The following is an 18,669-nucleotide window of genomic DNA, read 5'->3' on the forward strand; positions in this document are numbered from 1 at the left end:
CACCCACCTCTAGCCTCCACAAGTATTATAACAGTAAAAAATTATTTTCCTCAAGAAAACTTTATTTTTTAATTCTAGAATTGTCTGCTTCAAAAACACCTAAGACGTGAAAATCTTCACAATGTAATCCTAGTTCCTCTAGAGATTTCTGGACCTTGGTATCTTCTATGTGTCCATCTAGGTCACAAAGAAAAAAATATGAGTCAAAAGTATTCTTCTCAGGGTAACTTTGTAATTTTGTCAAATTAACACCGTTAATTGCAAAACCGCCTAATGATTGATAAAGAGCGGCAGGTTTGCTTTTTAATTTAAATAAAAAAGAAGTTATATATTTTTTCTCTTTAAATTCAGGTTGATAAACATTTTTTCCCATAACTAAAAATCTTGTTAGATTTCCACTTTCATTCTCAATATTTTTTTTTAATACTTTTAGTCCATAAGTTTCAGCACTCAAAAGAGATGCTATCGCAGCCTTAGTTTTATCTTTTTGTTTTGCAACCATTTCTGCTGAACCTGCTGTATCTGCTCTGACGTGCTCAGTAAAATTTTTTTCTTTTATAAAATTTGAGCACTGGGAAAGAGCTTGTGCGTGCGAGTACACATCTTTTATTACCGAAATATCTGAGTCTTCTGTTCCTAATAAATTATGTTCAATTTTTTGAAAATATTCTGCATATATATTTAATCTGTATTTAAAAATTAAATATTCAATTCCGATATTACCTGTAATCCTATTTGATTCAGGTACAACAATTCTTGAATCAGGATCTAAAATTCCTTTTTCAAAACATTCATCAAAAGTTTTGCACGGTATTGCTTTTGCCTTAGGATCAATATTCTGTGATGCTATATGAGAATATGCACCATAAGTGCCTTGAAAATATATTTTTTTCATTTTAATTTTTATATTCCATAATTTTTTTTATAGCCAGATAATCTTCCATAGTATCTACACCTATTGGACTAAATTTTGCTAGCGCCACATTAATATTTATTTCATTATCTAAGGCTCTTAATTGTTCTAGTTTATTTTTTTTCTCATTATCTGTTTGTTCTAAATTTACAAATTTCTCTAAAATATCTTTTGAATAACAATAAACTCCAATGTGATGATAAATATTTTTTTTAATCATTGAAATTTTTCTTTGAAAATTAATTGCCATTGGAAAATTTTGAAAATCTAAAAGTTCGCTTGTTTTTACTTTGACAACATTAGGGTTATCATAATAGCTATCTTGATTAACTTCTGATGCTAAAGTTCCCATGTTTGCCTCTTGTTCAATCATTTTCTTATTCAAATTTTTAATATCTTCGATATTAATCATTGGTTCATCACCTTGAATATTCATTATAAAATCAATCTTATCATCTCCATGTTTTTTCAACGCTTGAAATATTCTATCTGTTCCAGTTTTATGACCTTTGTCAGTTAATATTGCATTTCCTCCATTATTTTTTACGTCATCTAGAATTTCTTTATCCTCTGTTGCAACAATAACATCACCTATATTTGCTTCTGTTGCTTTTTTAAATACTGTAGAAATTATTGATAGATTATTAATTTTAAGAAGCGGTTTCCCTGGGAGACGCGTAGCTGACATTCTTGATGGTATTATTATTAGAGTTTTCATACTTCAAATGAATATAACAGGGGCAAAATTGACCAGTTAAATTAAGTTTATTTTTTTTATTACATGTTATACGTACTTTTGATTATATAAAAATGGATTCATTCGAACTTAACAAAATTATAGCTGCAGTACTTTTAGTAGCACTACTAGTGATAGGTATCGGTAAAGTATCTGACATGATATTTTATGTAGAAAAGCCAGAGAAACCAGGTTATGCGGTTGAAGTTGAACAGGTATCAAGTGGATCTGCATCAACTAAAGATGTCGTTGAAAAGGTTGTAGATATAGCTGCGCTAATGGCTTTAGGCGATGTTGCTAGTGGAGAAAAAATATTTAAAAAATGTGCTGCCTGTCATTCAATAAACAAAGGTGGCAAACATAAAATTGGACCAGCGCTTTATAATGTTGTTGGAAGAAAAGTTGGGGCAGTAGAGGACTACAAATATTCTAAAGCACTAATAGCTTATGAAAAAGATTGGACTTTTGAAGAACTAAATGGTTTTTTAATTAAACCAGCAAAACATATTAAAGGAACTAAAATGGCCTATGCGGGTCTAAGAAAAGAAGCTGATAGAGCCTCTGTAATAAAATATTTAAACGAAAATTCTGATAACCCTCTTCCGTTACCTTAATTTACCAAAACAATATAATAAGATACTCTTTTGCACATGAATTCGATTCAGTGCTTGTAACCATACTTGTGAATTCTTACTTTGAAAAACTTTTTCCTCAACTTCGTTTCCTCTAGGTAAACAATGAAGAAAAATATAATTTTTTTTTGCATTTTTTATTAGTGAACTTGTGATTTTAAATTTTTGAAAAGATTTTAGTTTTTTGCTTTTATTCACTTTATCATTGAGCGATATAACTTTATCAGAAAAGATTACATCAGCATCTCTTATTGCGTCAATTGCATTGTTATAAATTGAAATTTTATTTTTAAATTTTTTTACCCATCTCATGATATTTTTTTTGGGAGTATAATTTTTAGGACATCCAATAGATAATTCAAAATTAAATTTCACTGAAGATGCAATTAAACTATTCAAAACATTATTTGAATCTCCAACCCAACTTATTTTTAAATTTGAAATATTTTTTTTGGTTAATTCTTCTATAGTAAAAATATCTGATAAAATTTGTGTTGGATGTGAAGAAGGACTTAGTCCATTTATAACAGGAATTCGAGAATACTTTGCAAATTCATCAATTTTTTTGTCATCATCAGTTCTAAGCATAAATCCATCTCCATAAGTGGATAAAATTTTTGCAGTATCCTCTAAACTTTCGCCACCCTGCCCCAAATGTAATTCATTAGGTCTAAGTGTAATTGTTCCACCTCCAAGTTGTTTAATCGCTAAATTAAAACTTAATCTGGTTCTTAAACTAGACTTTTCAAACATTTGAATTAAGAATTTTCCTCTTAAAGGAGCATCTTTATCAATTTGTAATGTATTTAAATTCTTTCTATTTTTTTTTCTTTTTTTTGCATCAGTTAAAATTTTTCGTAAATCAACTAATGAAATATCTTTTAAATGTATGAAATGATGCATTAAAATTTTTTACAAACTTTTTCAATGATTGAAATTGCTTCGTCTATTTCTTTTTTACTAACATTCAATGGCGGCAAAACTCTTACTACATTTTCAGCGGCTCTTATTGTGAGCAACTTATTATCCATTAGTTTTTTTATAAAAGTAGTTTGATCTACTTTTAATTTTATGCCAATTAAGAAACCTCTACCTCTAATCTCATCTATAATTTTAGAATATTTATTTTTTAGATTACTTAATTTTTTATGAAAATATTGAGAATTTTTTTTAACACTATTTAGAAATTTTTTATTAGAGACAATATCAAAAACTTTATTTCCCACACTCATAGCTAAGGGATTTCCACCAAATGTTGTACCATGTGTTCCTGCTGTCATAGCAGATGCTACTTTCTTGTTCATTAAAACTGCTCCTATTGGAAAACCTCCTCCAATTCCTTTTGCTATTGGAACAATATCAGGTTTTACTTTTGATTTTTCAAATGCAAAAAAATCGCCAGTTCTTCCAATTCCACATTGAACTTCATCTAAAATTAATAAAATTCCTTTTTTGTCACAAATTTTTCTCAGCTCTTTAAGACACCAATCCGGTATAACTTTAATTCCACCTTCTCCCATAATAGTTTCAACCATAATAGCAGCTGTATTTTTTGTTATCTTCTTTTTAAAAGATTTGTGGTCTCCAAATATAAAGTGGTCAAATCCGTTGACTTTTGGACCAAAGCCTTCTGTCATTTTTTTTGATCCGCTTGCATGTATTGCGGCAATTGTCCTGCCATGAAATGAATTTTTCACACACAAAATTCTATTTTTTTGAGGCTTTCCAATTGAATAGAAATATCTTCTAGCGCATTTTATAGCTGCTTCTGTGGCTTCCGCTCCTGAGTTTTGAAACATTACATAATCAGCAAATGTTTTTTTAGCTAATTTTTTTGCCAATAACTCTCCTTCAGGAATTATAAATGCATTAGAAACATGCCAAACTTTTTTGGCTTGATTATTTAATGTTTGTATTAATTTTGAATTCGCATGACCTAAAGAGTTAACTGCAATACCCTGAACAAAATCTAAATACTTTTTTCCATCTTTAGAAAACAAGTAAGAACCTTTTCCTTTAATAAATGAAATTTTTTTTCTGTTATAATTTTTTACTAAATTGCTCATAAATTAATTTTAAAATTATCTTATATACAATTTTTGATTGTATTTAATATTGTTAATAACTTTAACAAATACCTTGTTCATTTTTATTATATGTCTTTATATGGTGTGTATATATAAATTTTATACCATATATAGAACATGAGCTGGACGACAGAAAAAGTTGAAAAATTAAAAGAATTGTGGGGAAAAGGTAATACTGCAAGTCAAATTGCTGAAATCATTGGTGGCGTAAGTCGTAATGCAGTAATTGGTAAAGCTCATAGACTAAATCTTTCAGCAAAAATTAAAACAAAAAACTCTGTTAACTCGTCATTTAAAAATAATTTAATTCCCGATAATGCGGGCCAAAAAAGAAACAGAAGAAGCAAATTCAAAAGCTTAATAATTGAAAAAGACTTTGAACCAGAAAACCCAAAACACTTAGAAGAACTCACAGAAACTTCATGTAAATGGCCAATTGGTCATCCTGATGAAAAAGATTTTTATTTTTGCGGCAGGACTTCTTTAAAAGATTTTTCTTATTGTAAACTTCATCTTTTATATGCTTACCAACCTAAAGGTAAAAAAGAAGAATTTATTAATAAAGAAGAAGAAGTACCAGAATTTATAGAGAAAAAAGTTCAAAATAGTTAAAACTTTTATTCACTGCTCTCATATTTTTCTGTAGAAAATTGACCACCATCTCTCCACATATAGCAGTATTTTTTAACTTCTTCTGAAAACAATTTTTTACTTGGCACTCCAATACTTGAGTTAGTGTCATAACTTCCTGAACTTATATTATCAAAATTTAATAAGTTAAGTTGATCTCTAGTTAGTAATGGCTTTGGTAAAATTTCCATCGCACTTGCAATAATTTTTGCAAAGAAAAGAGGCATTGGTATCAATAATCTTTTTTTATCAATTAAGTTCATTAAAGTTTGAACTAATTCTTTAAATGTCAATGTTTCTGGACCAACACATTGGACTATTTTAGAATTTATTTCTTTTTCTATAGAATGCTGAATTATATCGGTTAAGTCCGAACAGTGAATTGGCATGAATTTTGTCGCCCCATTGTAATAAATTGGAAAAATAGGCAGTCTATTTATTAGTGTCATAAATAGAGTAGTAAAATTATCATCAACTGAATAAACTATCGAAGGCCTTAGTATTAAAGCTCTTGGAAAATTTTCTTTAATTTTTTTTTCTCCTTCAACTTTACTTTTTGCATATACAGATGTTTCTGCCTCATCAATACCAAGAGCAGAAACATGAATAAATTGTTCAAGATTATGTAAGTTTGCTAGCTTTGATAAAACAGCTGGAAAATTTGTATGAATATTTTTAAAAGTATTATTCTTTCCTGACTCGTAAAGAATGCCTACAAGGTTTATACAAATATCTGCTTTTTGAAAAAGTTTATTTAAAACCTCTTCGTCAAAAGGATTAGCTTCCACAATATCAATATATCCAGCATTAGCTTGGGTTTTAACAAAATTTCCTTTTTGATGTAAATTACGAGTAACAACAGTTACTTTATAATTATTTTTAACTAATTTTCTGATTAAACTAGTTCCAATTTGGCCTGTACCGCCAAAAATTAGACAATTTTTTGCTTTCATATATATATCTGACTATGAATATTGATATTAAACTTCACAAGAACGATTTACCAGATGATTTAGATTTAAGCAATGCATTAGGAAATTCTATCTCAATTGATGGTGAGTTTATGGGTTTAGATGTCAGAAGAGATCCTTTATGTTTGTTGCAAATATCGACTGGAAATATGGATGCGCATATTGTCCAGCTAGATAGAAAGACTTATCACGCACCAAATCTTTCAAAAATCCTCTCAAATAATGATATCAAAAAAATTTTTCACTATGGTCGAGCAGATTTGGCTCACATTAAATACTATTTAAAACTAGATATTAAAAATATTTTAGACACTAAAATTGCTTCACGATTAGCTAGATCCTATTCAGATAATCATTCATTAAAAACTCTTATTAAAGAATTTTGTAATGTTGATGTAAGTAAACAGTTCCAAAGTTCAGATTTTGGCGGAGAGTTAAGTTCAGCACAATTAAAGTATTGTGCAAATGATGTAATTTATCTTCACAAAATACATAATGATTTGGAAACAATTTTAAAAAGAGAAAATAGAATTGACCTATACGAAAAATGTTTAAATTTTTTGAATACTAGAGTTGAATTAGATTTAGCAAATTTTAAGGATGATATATGGTCTCATTAAAAAACAAGCAGAATATATATGTTGCTAAAAAAGTTATTGATTTAGAGATAGAGGCTTTAAAAAGATTAAAAAATAAAATTAATTCATCTTTCAATGATGCAGTTGAAGCAATAGTAAATTGTAAATCTAAAGTAGTATTATCAGGGGTGGGTAAAAGTGGCTTAATTGCCTCAAAAATTGCAGCAACTTTATCATCAGTTGGTACTCCTTCATTTTATCTATCTGCAAGCGACTCCTCTCATGGGGATCTAGGAAGTTTATCAAAAAAAGATGTTCTAATACTTATAAGTTACTCAGGAAAGACTAACGAATTAAAAAATATAATTCAGTACGCAAATAGAAATAAGATCTTGCTCATTGGAATTATGTCAAAAAAAGATTCACTTTTATACAAAGCGTCAGATATAAAATTACTTACACCAGAAGTTAATGAGGCTGGCGGAATTGTTCCAACCTCTAGTACAACAACACAGCTTGCACTTGGTGATGCTCTTGCTATTTCATCAATGAAAATTAAAAAATTTAGTAATTTAGATTTTAAGAAAGTACATCCTGCAGGCAATCTTGGTGCTCAATTGAAGACTGTAGAGGATTTAATGGTAACAGGATCTAAAATTCCTTTTGTTAACGAAAAAACAAGAATGTCTGTTGCACTAAAAATTTTATCCCAAAAAAAACTTGGATTTCTTGTGGTCAGAAATAATAAAAACAAAACATTAGGAATAATTACTGATGGTCAAATCAGGAGAATTAATCAATCTAGTAAAGATATAAAATTTCTTATGACAAAGGAAGTAATGACAAAAAATCCTCTAGGGGTTGATAAAGACTCTTTAGCCGCTAAAGCTCTTTCTATAATGAATAATAAAAAGATCACATCATTATGTGTTTATGATAAAAAAAATAAAACTAAAACTATTGGGGTTATTCATATTCATATGATTTTAAACTCTAATATAACTTGATGAATAAAAAAGTATATTTAGTTTTTTTCATAATTTTTCTAATCTCATCATTTTTTTATTTTCAAAATAAACAAACTAAAGAAAATGAACTAACTACTGAACAAGATAATAGTGAGGAATATGTACCTAATTTAATTCAAGGTGTAAGTTATGAATCTACTGATGAAAAAGGTAATGTATATCAAATTAATGCTGAAACAGGCGAGATAGATACGGAAGAAAGCAATATAATTTTTTTAAAAAAAGTAAAAGCTGTTGTTCAATTAGAAAATTCTGAAAAAATCAAAATTACTTCTGATTTTGGTAAATATAACATTGATAATTTCGATACAATTTTTAGCAAAAATGTGAAAATAGAGTATTTAGACAACATCATTAATGGACAATACGTTGACTTTTCTATTGTACAAAATTATATGCAAATCTCAAAAAATGTTACATATACTAGCAAAGAAAATAAATTAAATGCTGACGTTGTTGAGATAGAATTAGATACAAAAAATACGAAGATATTTATGTATGAAGACAAAGATCAGGTTAATTTAAAAAAGATAAATTAAATGGCAGTAATAAAAAAATTTAGAATAAAATCCTACAAAAAATCTAACAGTATTATTGAATTTCAAAACATCTCTTTATCCTATGGAAATAGATTAATTTTAGATGAAATAAATTTTAAAATAAACCAAGGACAAATTTTTGGAATGTTAGGTCCCAACGGAGTTGGAAAATCTACAATATTTAATTTAATTACTGGTCTCGTAAGTCCTAGCCACGGTAAAATTTTAATTAATAAAGAAGATGTAACTAAATATCCAATCTATCTTAGAACTAAAAAATTTAAAGTTGGGTATGTGCCGCAATATGGAGGTTATTTTGGAGACTTAACTCTTCATGATAACCTTAAAGCAATAGCTGAAATAGTCATTGATGATAAAAGAAAAATCAATGACAAAGTGAATTATCTTATAAGCAGATTTGAATTACAAAATATTAAAGACGTAAAAGCAAAGTTTTTGTCAGGTGGTCAGAAAAAGAAACTTGTTATAGCTTTATCTTTATTAAGTGATCCAAAAGTACTTTTATTGGATGAATGTTTTGCTGCTCTCGATGTAATGACAATAAAAATGCTTCAAGAAATAATTGTGAGTTTACAACGAGAGGAACAAATAACTATTTGTATATGTGATCACCAAGCAAGAGATCTTTTAGCATGTGTAGACGTTGCTATAATTTTAAGTAATTGTAAAATTGTAGCTCAGAATACACCATCAAATTTAATAAAAGATATAAATGCTAAAAATGCTTATTTTGGAGAGTCTTTCAAAATAAACTAATCAAAGAAATAATTTTGATAATGTCTAATTACTTATTTTTTAAAAAGAAAATAAAACCATTTAATAAAACGATATCAATAAGTGGTGACAAAAGTTTAAGTATAAGATGGGTTCTTTTTTCATCTTTAGCAAATGGTGTATCGACTGCAAAAAACTTATTACTTTCTGAAGATGTAAAAGCTGCGTTAAAAGCGATTAAAGGATTAGGAATAAAATACAAACAACAAAATGGTTTGTATAAAATTTTTGGTGAAGGGCTTAACGGATATAATACTAAAAAAAAAATTACCATTAATGCTTTTAATTCAGGGACACTTGGAAGATTAATAATGGGTTTATTAATCGATGCAGAAAAAGAAATTAAAATAATTGGAGACAAAAGTTTATCTAAAAGAGATTTTAAAAGAATATCAGATCCACTTTCAAAATTTGGTTCATCATTCAATCTTAAAAATAAAAAAAATTTACCTTTAATTATTAGAGGTTCTAAAATTCTTAAACCAATAAATTATAATGAAACTAGAGGTTCAGCTCAGTGCAAGAGTGCTGTCATATTTGCTGGTTTAAAAACAAATGGCATCACTAAAATTAAAGCTAAAAAATCTCGAAATCATACTGAGCTACTTTGCAAACACCTAAAGCTTCCCGTAAAGGTAACTGAAAAAAATAATTTCGATTATATTGAGGTAAAAAAAGCGAAACAAATAAAACCATTAAATTATAATATTCCTTCAGATATAAGTTCTGCAGCTTTCTTCATTACCTTAACAGTTTTATCCGAAAATTCTAAGTTGATCATAAAGAATGTAAATATTAACCCAACGAGAACGGGAATTATTAAAATATTAAAAATGATGGGAGTAAAAATTATTTTTAAAAATGTCAAAAATTATAAAGGTGAAAAAATTGCAGATATAGTAGTAAAAAGTTGTAAAAATCTTAAAGCAATCAATTGCCCATCCTCATTAAATAGTGGAGCAATTGATGAGTTTTTATTAATTTTCTTAATTGCTGCGAGAGCTAAAGGCGTTTCTTATTTTAAAGATCTTTCTGAACTAAACCAAAAAGAAAGTCCACGATTAGACTGGGGAAATAAAATTTTAAATTTAATGGGGGTTAAAACAATACTAAAAAACAATTCAATTAAGATTTTTGGTAATCCAAACCTAAATGTTAATAAAAATATTATAATTAAAGATTACCTGAAAGATCATAGAATATTCATGAGTTCAGTAATTGCTTCTCTTACTTTTGGAGGAAATTGGAAAATTTATGATCCAGACTCTATTAAAACTTCATTTCCTCAATTTAATAAAATAATTAAAAGCTTAAACTAAATATGAAAAGAAAAAATATAATCAAAATTGCTATAGACTCCCCTGCTGCAGCTGGTGCGGGCACTGTAGCAAAAACAATTTCAAAACATTATAATTTATTATATTTGGATACAGGAAAAATTTACCGTCTTATCGCTTTATATAAAACAAAAAATCCTAAGAAGTTTTCTTTAAGTTTTTTAAAAACAAAAATAAAAAAATTAAGTTTAAAAGATTTGGGTAGCAAATTTCTTTTATCTGATAAGATTGGAACAGAGGCCTCTATTGTGGCTAAAGATAAAAGAATTAGAAAACTGGTACATAATTTTCAAAAAGAAATAGCTTATAACCCACCGAAAAAGTTTGATGGATCATGTTTGGATGGAAGAGATATTACTTACAATATTGTTCCAGATGCAGAATTTAAGTTTTTCATAACTGCAAATGTTAAAACTAGAGCTTTACGAAGATTCAAAGAATTAAAAGGTTTAAAAAGCAATATTACTTTTAATGAAGTACTTAAAAGTATCCAAAAACGTGATAAAAACGACTATAATCGTAAAGTTTCACCTCTTAAGAAAACTAAAGATTCAGTATTGATAAACACCACAAATTTATCTAAAAGGTCGTGTTTTTTAAAAATTAAAAAAATTATAGACAAGGAACTTAAAAATTAATGGAAATATATAAAGACCTATCAAGCACAGCCTCACAAGAATTCGAAAAATTATTAAATACCCAGCTTTCAAAAAACAAAATAGAAGAAGGAAAAATTGTAGAAGGTAAGATTAACAAAATTACTGAAAAGTTTGTTTTCTTATTTATTGATGGATTAAAAAGTGAGCCAGTACTAGACATTAATGAGCTAAAAAGTTTAGGTCTTGCAGATAAAATTAAAATTGATGAAACTATCCCAGTATTACTTGAAAAATTAGAAGATAAAAATGGTGAAGTTATCGTTTCAGCAAGCAAAGCAAGAAAAATTAAAGGATGGGATATTTTAGTTAAAGCTTATGAGAACAATGAACCTATCATGGGCAAAATTACATCTAAGTGCAAAGGTGGATGTATAGTTGAACATATAGATACTGGTTCCTTAATGTTTTTACCAGGCTCTCAAATTTCAGATAAACCATTAAAAGATATTTCTCATTTAATGAACGAGCCTCAGAAATTTGCACTGATTAAATTAGATAAAACAAGAGGTAATGCTTGTGTATCTAGAAGAGAAATTATTTCTTCATTCAAAAAAGAAGATAAAGCAAAAATCATTGAAAAATTTAATGTGGGTGACATTATCAAAGGTGCAGAAGTAAAAGGCTATAGCTCGTTTGGATGTTTCTTTAATGTTAATAATGAAATTGATGTATTAGTTCACTTACAAGAAATCTCATATTCAAGAATTAACCATCCTGATGAAATTTTTAATATTGGTGAAAAACATGACCTTAAAGTTATTTCGATTGATAAAGAAAAATTACAAATTGGATGTTCTGTAAAACAATTATTACCAGATCCATTTGAAAATATTGAAAACTACAAGATTGGTAGTCAGTACAAAGTTAAAGTGGTTAAGCTTATGGACTTTGGTGCTTTCTGTGAATTACAACCAGGTTTAACAACTTTACTTCATACAAGTGAATTAAGCTGGACTAAAAAAAATGTCTCTGCCAAAAAAATGTTCAAAATTGGTGATGAGATAAATTGTGTAATTACTGAAATAGATTTAGAGAAAAGAAGAATTGCTATTTCTCATAGACTTACAACTGACAATCCCTACGAACAATTTGAGAAAAATCACCCAGTTGGTTCTGAAGTAGAAGGAACAGTAAGTTCTAAAAACGAATATTCTATATTTGTAAAAATTAAAGATTTAGATATTGATGCTTTTTTACACTGTAATGATTTAACTTACTTAAATAATGGTGAAGAAGAATTAGCAAAATATAAAAAAGAAGACCCAATTAAAGTAAAAGTTTTAGAAATAAAACCTGCTGAACAAAAAATTAGAGTTGGATTAAAACAAACACAAGCAGACCCATTTGATTGGTTCAATGATAAAAAAGAGAACGATATCATCACTGTAAAAATTATTTCAACAGACAACAAAGGTTTAACAGTAAGACCAGATGGTTGTGAGATGGATTTCATTATCAAAAAATCACAAATTGCAATTAATGCAGCTGATGCAAGAACATCTAGATTTACTGGTGGTGAAAAAGTTGATGTAGCTATTCAAGAACTAGATATGAAAAAAAGAAAAGCTACTTTAAGCATGAGATTATTAGAAGAAATTGAGAGAAAAGAAGCTTTAGATAAATATGGATCAGAAGGTTCTGGTAAGAACTTACCTTTCTCATCTTTATCTGAAGATTTAAAGAAAAAAGAAAAAGAATAAATTTAAATAGTAACTTTGGCTATTGTAAAATCTAAACTTGTAAAAGATCTAGCAAAAAATTATCCAAACTTTCCTAAAAAAGATTTAGAAAAATTAGTTAACATTCTTCTTAATGAAATTAAAAATTCGTTAAAAAAAGGCGAAAGAGTAGAATTAAGAGGATTTGGGGTTTTTTATACAAATACCCAAAAACAATCTATCAGACGTAATCCTAAAACTGGAGAAAAGGTTTCTGTGCCAGAAAAAAAAACTATTCAATGGAAAATGTCTAAAGAAATGTTTAAAAAACTTAATGATGAATAAGAAAATATTTGTGGCTTGTGATACAACAAGCACAGTAAAAGCTAAAGAAATAATCAGAAAAACAAAAACTTCAAAATTAAAAATTGGCTATAAATTTGGATTAGAGTTTTTAAATTCAAAAAATGGAAGAAATTTTATAAGCAAAATTAAAAATCAAACTATTTTCATAGATACTAAACTACATGATATTCCAAATACATGTGCATCAGCAGTAAAAGCTTTAAAAGATTTAAATATAAACTATCTAACAATGCACATAAGTTCTGGTTTAGAGGCACTTAAGGCAACAAAAAAAGTTACAGGAAAAATAAAACTTATTGGAGTAACTATTTTAACTTCATTGGATAATAAATCTTTAAAAGAAATTGGCTTTAATAAGGATGTTAAAAATTTAGTTTTACAACAAGCAAAACTTGCACAAAGAGCTAAATTAGATGCCCTAGTTTGTTCTGCTCAAGAAGTAAAAATTGTTAAAAAAGTTTTTAAAAAAGAAATCATAACACCAGGAATAAGATTTAACACAAATAGCAATGACCAGAAAAGAACATTAACTCCAAAACAAGCATATAAAAATGGAAGTAACTGGCTGGTGATTGGGCGACCTATCACCAAAGGTAATATAAAAAAGAATATTCAAAACCTCATCGATCATTTAGAAAAATGATACAAAATTGTAAAATTTGTGGAGTTAAAGACTCGCAAACTCTAAAGTATATCACTAATCATAAGTACCCTCCTAAGATGATTGGTTTTATTTGTAATTGGCCAAAATCAAAAAGATTTGTCTCTGATGATCAATTAAAAGAATTGTTAAAAATTGATAAAAGGGGAACATCATATGTGGCTGTTTTAGTTAACCCTAATGATGACACATTAGAAAAAGTTAAAGACCTGCCCTTTGACTATTATCAGCTCTATGATTGTGAGCCTCAAAAAATTAGAGCAATTAAAGAAAAATATAATAAAAAAATTATATCTGTTGTGACGGTTGAGGAAGAAAAAGATGTTTTAAAATATAAAGATTTTGAAGATATTTCAGACGTAATACTTTTTGACTCAAAAGGCTATCATAATTCAGTATCTTTTGATCACAACTATCTAGATAAGGTAAATACAAAACTATCTTTAATGATTGCAGGTAATATAAAAATAGAAGATGTGCCAAATTTAAAAGATAAAAACTTTTGTATAGATATGAGTGGAGGACTTGAGACAGAGGGTATCAAAGATACAAATAAAATTGATAAGTTTCTAAATTCAGTACATAATCTAAATTCTTAAAAAAATAATATGAGCAAAAATTCTTTAAAAACGGGTCCAGACGAACTTGGTTATTATGGTGAAGGTGAAAATGCTATGGGAGGTATTGCAGTTGGAGAAACTTTAATGCCTGCTCTTCATGAATTAAGCCAAGGATTTGAAGAAGCTATAAAAGATCAAGATTTTTTAGATGAATATGCCTACCATTGTAAACATTATATTGGTAGACCCTCGCCTCTTTATTATGCTGAAAACCTAACAAAACATATTGGTGGTGCAAAAATATTATTTAAACAAGAACATTTAAATCATACTGGAAGTCACAAAATTAATAACTCTCTATTTCAAGTTTTATTAGCAAAAAGAATGGGTAAAAAATATTTGTTATGTGAAAGTGGAGCTGGCCAACACTTTTCTGCTACAGCTGCTGTTGCTGCTAAATTTGGATTACCTTTAGTTGGAATTATGGGAGATGTGGATGTTCAAAGAGTTAATCAAAATATTATCAAAGCAAAACACTACGGTGCGAAGTTAAAGGCTGTGCCAGGCACTTTAAAAGAAGCAATTACTGAAGCTATTAAAACTTGGACAACTGATCCAGACAGTGCTTATATTTGTGGCTCAGTTGTATCAGCTCATCCTTTTCCAAAAATAGTTGCTTTCGCACAGAGTATAATTGGTAGAGAAATAAGAGAACAATCAATGGAGCAAGAAAAGAAAATTCCAGATATGATAATTGGTTGTGTAGGAGGTGGATCTAATTTTGCTGGGGCAATTTATGAATTTTTAGATGATAAAAATGTAGAAAAAGTTGGAGTAGAAGCTGCTGAAACTGCTGCCCTATCACATGGAACACCAGGAATTATGCAAGGTATGAAGACATATTTATTACAGTCTAATGATGGTGCAAAATCTCTAGGTGGAAATAGTTTAGGTGCAGGTATTCAATATTTTGGTGTTGGACCTTTACATAGTTATTTACATGATCAAAAAGCCGTAACCTATACATCAGCAACAGATGAAGAAATTTTAAATGCATATAAAACAATTGCAAAATATGAAGGAATATCTTCAGCATTAGAACCTATGGCAGGTGCTGCTTACTTACTTAAAATTGCAAAAGATAAACCAAAAGATTACCTAATTTGTCTATCTTTATGTGGTAGAGGTGAGAAAGATTTAGATACTATTGAAAAACACGTAGGAAAAGACTTTGAGTAAGAGATTAGAAAATATTTTTCAATCATCTTCACCAAAAACTAAATTGGTTAGTTATTTTGTTGGCTGCTATCCTGATCCAGATACAAGTTTTGAATTAATTAAACAAGCAATAGATAATGGTGTTTCAATTCTAGAAATTGGTTACTGTACATCAGAGGCATCTGCTGAAGGACCTATTATAAAAAAAGCTCATGATCATGTTTTAGAAAATAATTTTACCTTAAAAGATACAATTAAACTTGTAAAAAAAATTAGAGATTATAATTCTGAAGTGGGTATAGTTTTAATGGGCTATATTGCAAATTTATATAAATACCCTATTCCAACTTTTGTAGATGATATTAAAAAAGCTGGTGCAGATGCAGTGCTAGTAGTTGATGCGCCTCATGAATTAAAAGAAGAAAATATTTTAAGAGAAAACTTAAATAAAAATGAATTGTCTTTAATCAAACTTGTAGCACCCACTACAGATGAACAAAGGCTTAAAGATATAATAAAAATCTCATCAGGATTTCTATATCAAGTAACAGTCACTGGAACAACTGGTCAAAAATCTGCTGATGAAAGTACTGTAAAAAACTTTATTGATAAAATTAAAGCAATTTCAAATATTCCTGTTTGTACTGGTTTTGGGATTAAAACTCCTGGAGATGCAAAAAAAATGGCTAACACCGGGCCATCTGGGGTTATTGTGGGATCTGCCTTTGTGAAATATATTCAAGATAATTTGGAAGACAAAAATTTACCACAAAATTTAGGTAAATTAATAAACAGTTTTGTAAAGGAATTATAACTTGGTTAATTGGATAAATAAAATAATAGAGGCGGGAAAAAATATTAAAAAATCCCTCCACAAAAGAGCTTCTAAAGAAGATATCGCTAATAGTGATTGGATGTCTTGTTGTAAGGGACCAAGACTTAAAGTTGATTTTGAAAATAATATGTGGGTTTGTCCTGATTGCAATAGACATCATAGAATAAAACCTAAACAAAGATTTGATTATTTATTCGGAAAAGATAATTATAAAATTTTTAAAACACCCATTCCTAACGATGATCCACTAAACTGGACAGATTCTAAGTCTTATAAAGATAGATTAAAAAGTGCTAGAAAAAAGACTGGTATGGATTGTGGAATGATGGTGGTAACTGGCACAATAAATGATATTAAAATTACAGCCGTAGCTTCTGATTTTGATTTTTTAGGAGCATCAATGGCAGCTGCTGAAGGTGAAGCTTTTTTATACGGTATTCAGCACGCAATAGAAAATAGAACACCTTTTTTATGTATAAGTGCTGGTGGTGGAATGAGAATGATGGAGAGTTTAATTTCACTTTCTCAAATGACAAGAACCACACTTGCAATCAATGAATTAAAGAAAAACAGTTTGCCTTATCTAGTATGTATCACAGATCCAACTGCAGGGGGTATTACAGCTTCATATGCAATGTTAGGTGATTTACATATTGCAGAACCAGGAGCATTAATTGCTTTTGCAGGTGCAAGGGTAATTCAAGGAACTGTTAAAGAACAATTACCTGAAGGATTTCAAAAAAGTGAATATGTACAAAAAACTGGTTTCGTTGATTTAATTGTAGATAGAAAAGATTTAAAAGAAAAATTAGGAATTTTATTATCAATATTATTAAAAAAGAATTCTGATATAAGTTCTGAAGAAAATGAAACTTCAGAAGATAGTCAATCGCTTACAAAAGCTGCATCCTAAAGAAATAGATCTAAGTTTAGATCGAATAAAAAATCTTTGTAAAAAATTAGACAATCCTCAAGATAAAATTAAAGCTATTTCAGTAGTTGGAACTAATGGTAAAAATTCTACTATTCAAGCCTGTTTTGCAATTTTAAAGGCCGCAAATATTAATTGTAATGTCTACACCAGTCCTCATATTCAAAAAATTAATGAACGATTTGTTTATAATAATAAAGAATTAACTGACGATGAATTAGCCTCATTGTTTGAAATTGTTGAAGAAGCAAATTCTAATGAGCCTATTACTTTTTTTGAAATACTAACTGCTTGTTATTTTTATCAAGCAGCAAAATATCCTGATAATATTAATTTAATAGAAACAGGATTATTTCACAGATTTGATGCTACAAATATTTTGAGTAATAATTTAGCAAGCATTGTTACTTCTATCTCGCTTGATCATCTTGATTGGCTTCCAAAAGATCAGCAAAATATAGGGAAGATAATATTTGAAAAAACTTCAGCTCTCTTAAATTCTAATATTATTGTTGCAAAACAAAGAGATATTAAAACAACGGAATGTATCAAAAATACTATCGCTAAAAATCAATCAAATAAGTATTTTTTCAATGAAGATTTTAGTTTTTCAGAAGGAGAAAATGGATTTTTTTATTATGAAGATAAATTTGGTGCTTTAAAACTACCAGCTCCTAATGTACTTGGTCAGTTTCAATTAGAAAATATTTCATCTGCAATAGCAACTTTAAGAGTATTAGATTTTGAAATTAAAGATGAGCAGATAAAACAAGGTATCACTGACATCAAAAGCATTGCAAGACTACAAGAAATTAAATCAGGAAAACTCAAAGATTTGGTTAAAAATAATACACTTTTAGTGGATGGTAGTCACAATGAAGATGGTTCAATTGTGCTTAACAATTATCTAAATAGTCTTAATTGTAGAAAGCATTTGATAATTGGAATGATGGCCAATAAAGAGCACGAAAAATATATCAGTTACTTCAAAGATATTACTTCTTTAACTACAATTGATATTCCTAATCAACCTAATTCTATAAAAGGTGCAGAGCTTAAAGAAAAATTCAAAAGCATAAAAAATACTAACTATTCAGATAGTATTGAAAACGCCCTAAAAAGTATAAGCCCTGAACAAGGTGATCTTATATTGATAACAGGATCTTTGTATTTAGCAGGTGAAGTTTTAAATCAAAATTAAATATTTTTATCTAAAAATTCTTTCATAGCACCTTCAGGCACACCACCAACTTTTCTATCAACTTCTACACCTTTTTTGTAGACGATAACAGTTGGAACTCCTCTAATACCCGCTGCACTTCCTGTGTTGATACCACCATCTTCGATATCGGCATAATAAAAACCAGCTTTATCTTTATACTCATCAGCTAGTTTATCCATCACAGGCTTTAATGCCTTACATGGTCCACACCATGCAGCACTAAACTGAATTACAGATACATCTTCATTTTTAATTTTATTTTCAAAATCTTCGTCTTTAAAATCTATAAGCATAATTGAGATATAGTTAATTG

22 protein-coding genes are annotated in these 18,669 nt (G+C 28.5%); 16 read left to right on the top strand and 6 right to left on the bottom strand.

Annotated features, from left to right (window positions below):
* Positions 1 to 61: 61 nt before the first annotated feature.
* A complete protein-coding gene (locus ACTT9P_RS00260; RefSeq protein ID WP_440908693.1) occupies positions 62 to 895 on the bottom strand; it encodes a prephenate dehydratase domain-containing protein in 834 nt (277 codons plus the stop codon).
* 1 nt (position 896) lies between these two features.
* Entirely contained in the window at positions 897 to 1,631 is a 735-nt protein-coding gene (kdsB, locus tag ACTT9P_RS00265) for a 3-deoxy-manno-octulosonate cytidylyltransferase (RefSeq protein WP_440908694.1), read from the bottom strand.
* 92 nt (positions 1,632 to 1,723) lie between these two features.
* Between kdsB and ACTT9P_RS00270 the strand changes: the two genes are divergently transcribed.
* The gene (locus ACTT9P_RS00270; RefSeq protein WP_440908695.1) at positions 1,724 to 2,263 is read left to right on the top strand and encodes a c-type cytochrome; all 540 of its coding nucleotides are present in this window, start codon (positions 1,724 to 1,726) and stop codon (positions 2,261 to 2,263) included.
* Here ACTT9P_RS00270 and argF read toward each other — a convergent pair.
* Together argF and ACTT9P_RS00280 are read right to left on the bottom strand one after the other, a co-directional pair.
* Positions 2,255 to 3,184, bottom strand: coding sequence for an ornithine carbamoyltransferase (gene argF / locus ACTT9P_RS00275; RefSeq protein ID WP_440908696.1), 930 nt, complete (start codon positions 3,182 to 3,184; stop codon positions 2,255 to 2,257). The two genes, ACTT9P_RS00270 and argF, sit on opposite strands and share 9 nt — an antisense overlap.
* Positions 3,184 to 4,347, bottom strand: coding sequence for an aspartate aminotransferase family protein (locus ACTT9P_RS00280; RefSeq protein ID WP_440908697.1), 1,164 nt, complete (start codon positions 4,345 to 4,347; stop codon positions 3,184 to 3,186). Before ACTT9P_RS00280 ends, argF begins: the two co-directional genes overlap by 1 nt.
* 138 nt (positions 4,348 to 4,485) lie before the next feature.
* On the opposite strand from ACTT9P_RS00280, the gene ACTT9P_RS00285 reads away from it, so the two are divergent.
* Positions 4,486 to 4,980: a GcrA family cell cycle regulator gene (locus ACTT9P_RS00285; RefSeq protein ID WP_440908698.1), complete on the top strand. Its 495-nt coding sequence runs from the start codon at positions 4,486 to 4,488 to the stop codon at positions 4,978 to 4,980.
* A gap of 5 nt (positions 4,981 to 4,985) precedes the next feature.
* Here ACTT9P_RS00285 and ACTT9P_RS00290 read toward each other — a convergent pair whose 3' ends face one another.
* Positions 4,986 to 5,951, bottom strand: coding sequence for a complex I NDUFA9 subunit family protein (locus ACTT9P_RS00290; protein WP_440908699.1), 966 nt, complete (start codon positions 5,949 to 5,951; stop codon positions 4,986 to 4,988).
* 14 nt (positions 5,952 to 5,965) lie between these two features.
* Between ACTT9P_RS00290 and ACTT9P_RS00295 the strand changes: the two genes are divergently transcribed.
* From ACTT9P_RS00295 to ACTT9P_RS00360, 14 genes are read left to right on the top strand one after another with little or no spacing between them, the layout of a single operon-like run.
* Positions 5,966 to 6,589, top strand: a complete 624-nt coding sequence (locus ACTT9P_RS00295; protein ID WP_440908700.1) for a ribonuclease D — start codon at positions 5,966 to 5,968, stop codon at positions 6,587 to 6,589.
* A complete protein-coding gene (locus ACTT9P_RS00300) occupies positions 6,577 to 7,554 on the top strand; it encodes a KpsF/GutQ family sugar-phosphate isomerase (protein ID WP_440908701.1) in 978 nt (325 codons plus the stop codon). Before ACTT9P_RS00295 ends, ACTT9P_RS00300 begins: the two co-directional genes overlap by 13 nt.
* Positions 7,554 to 8,114, top strand: coding sequence for an LPS export ABC transporter periplasmic protein LptC (gene lptC / locus ACTT9P_RS00305; protein ID WP_440908702.1), 561 nt, complete (start codon positions 7,554 to 7,556; stop codon positions 8,112 to 8,114). The genes ACTT9P_RS00300 and lptC overlap by 1 nt, the downstream gene beginning before the upstream one ends.
* Positions 8,115 to 8,891 (top strand): ATP-binding cassette domain-containing protein, encoded by a 777-nt coding sequence (locus ACTT9P_RS00310; RefSeq protein ID WP_440908703.1) that lies wholly within the window; start codon positions 8,115 to 8,117, stop codon positions 8,889 to 8,891. It abuts the gene before it with no gap.
* 20 nt (positions 8,892 to 8,911) lie between these two features.
* On the top strand, positions 8,912 to 10,228 hold the full coding sequence (gene aroA, locus ACTT9P_RS00315) for a 3-phosphoshikimate 1-carboxyvinyltransferase (RefSeq protein ID WP_440908704.1): 1,317 nt from the start codon (positions 8,912 to 8,914) through the stop codon (positions 10,226 to 10,228).
* A gap of 2 nt (positions 10,229 to 10,230) precedes the next feature.
* On the top strand, positions 10,231 to 10,884 hold the full coding sequence (gene cmk / locus ACTT9P_RS00320) for a (d)CMP kinase (protein ID WP_440908705.1): 654 nt from the start codon (positions 10,231 to 10,233) through the stop codon (positions 10,882 to 10,884).
* Positions 10,884 to 12,605 carry a S1 RNA-binding domain-containing protein gene (locus ACTT9P_RS00325; protein WP_440908706.1) on the top strand — a complete coding sequence of 574 codons (1,722 nt, stop codon included), beginning with the start codon at positions 10,884 to 10,886 and terminating at the stop codon, positions 12,603 to 12,605. Before cmk ends, ACTT9P_RS00325 begins: the two co-directional genes overlap by 1 nt.
* Positions 12,606 to 12,620: 15 nt before the next feature.
* The gene (locus ACTT9P_RS00330) at positions 12,621 to 12,908 is read left to right on the top strand and encodes an HU family DNA-binding protein (RefSeq protein ID WP_440908707.1); all 288 of its coding nucleotides are present in this window, start codon (positions 12,621 to 12,623) and stop codon (positions 12,906 to 12,908) included.
* Positions 12,901 to 13,572, top strand: a complete 672-nt coding sequence (gene pyrF, locus ACTT9P_RS00335; RefSeq protein WP_440908708.1) for an orotidine-5'-phosphate decarboxylase — start codon at positions 12,901 to 12,903, stop codon at positions 13,570 to 13,572. The genes ACTT9P_RS00330 and pyrF overlap by 8 nt, the downstream gene beginning before the upstream one ends.
* Complete coding sequence (locus tag ACTT9P_RS00340; RefSeq protein ID WP_440908709.1) at positions 13,569 to 14,189, top strand: phosphoribosylanthranilate isomerase; 621 nt, start codon at positions 13,569 to 13,571, stop codon at positions 14,187 to 14,189. The genes pyrF and ACTT9P_RS00340 overlap by 4 nt, the downstream gene beginning before the upstream one ends.
* Before the next feature lie 9 nt (positions 14,190 to 14,198).
* Positions 14,199 to 15,389 (top strand): tryptophan synthase subunit beta, encoded by a 1,191-nt coding sequence (gene trpB / locus ACTT9P_RS00345; protein ID WP_440908710.1) that lies wholly within the window; start codon positions 14,199 to 14,201, stop codon positions 15,387 to 15,389.
* On the top strand, positions 15,382 to 16,182 hold the full coding sequence (gene trpA, locus ACTT9P_RS00350) for a tryptophan synthase subunit alpha (RefSeq protein ID WP_440908711.1): 801 nt from the start codon (positions 15,382 to 15,384) through the stop codon (positions 16,180 to 16,182). Before trpB ends, trpA begins: the two co-directional genes overlap by 8 nt.
* A 1-nt stretch (position 16,183) precedes the next feature.
* Positions 16,184 to 17,116 carry an acetyl-CoA carboxylase carboxyltransferase subunit beta gene (locus ACTT9P_RS00355; protein ID WP_440908712.1) on the top strand — a complete coding sequence of 311 codons (933 nt, stop codon included), beginning with the start codon at positions 16,184 to 16,186 and terminating at the stop codon, positions 17,114 to 17,116.
* Entirely contained in the window at positions 17,070 to 18,335 is a 1,266-nt protein-coding gene (locus ACTT9P_RS00360; protein ID WP_440908713.1) for a bifunctional folylpolyglutamate synthase/dihydrofolate synthase, read from the top strand. Before ACTT9P_RS00355 ends, ACTT9P_RS00360 begins: the two co-directional genes overlap by 47 nt.
* Here ACTT9P_RS00360 and ACTT9P_RS00365 read toward each other — a convergent pair.
* Positions 18,332 to 18,649, bottom strand: a complete 318-nt coding sequence (locus tag ACTT9P_RS00365; RefSeq protein ID WP_440908714.1) for a thioredoxin family protein — start codon at positions 18,647 to 18,649, stop codon at positions 18,332 to 18,334. The genes ACTT9P_RS00360 and ACTT9P_RS00365 overlap by 4 nt on opposite strands.
* Between the last annotated feature and the right edge of the window lie 20 nt (positions 18,650 to 18,669).

This window comes from Candidatus Pelagibacter sp., from assembly GCF_052048095.1.
Lineage (GTDB): Bacteria > Pseudomonadota > Alphaproteobacteria > Pelagibacterales > Pelagibacteraceae > Pelagibacter.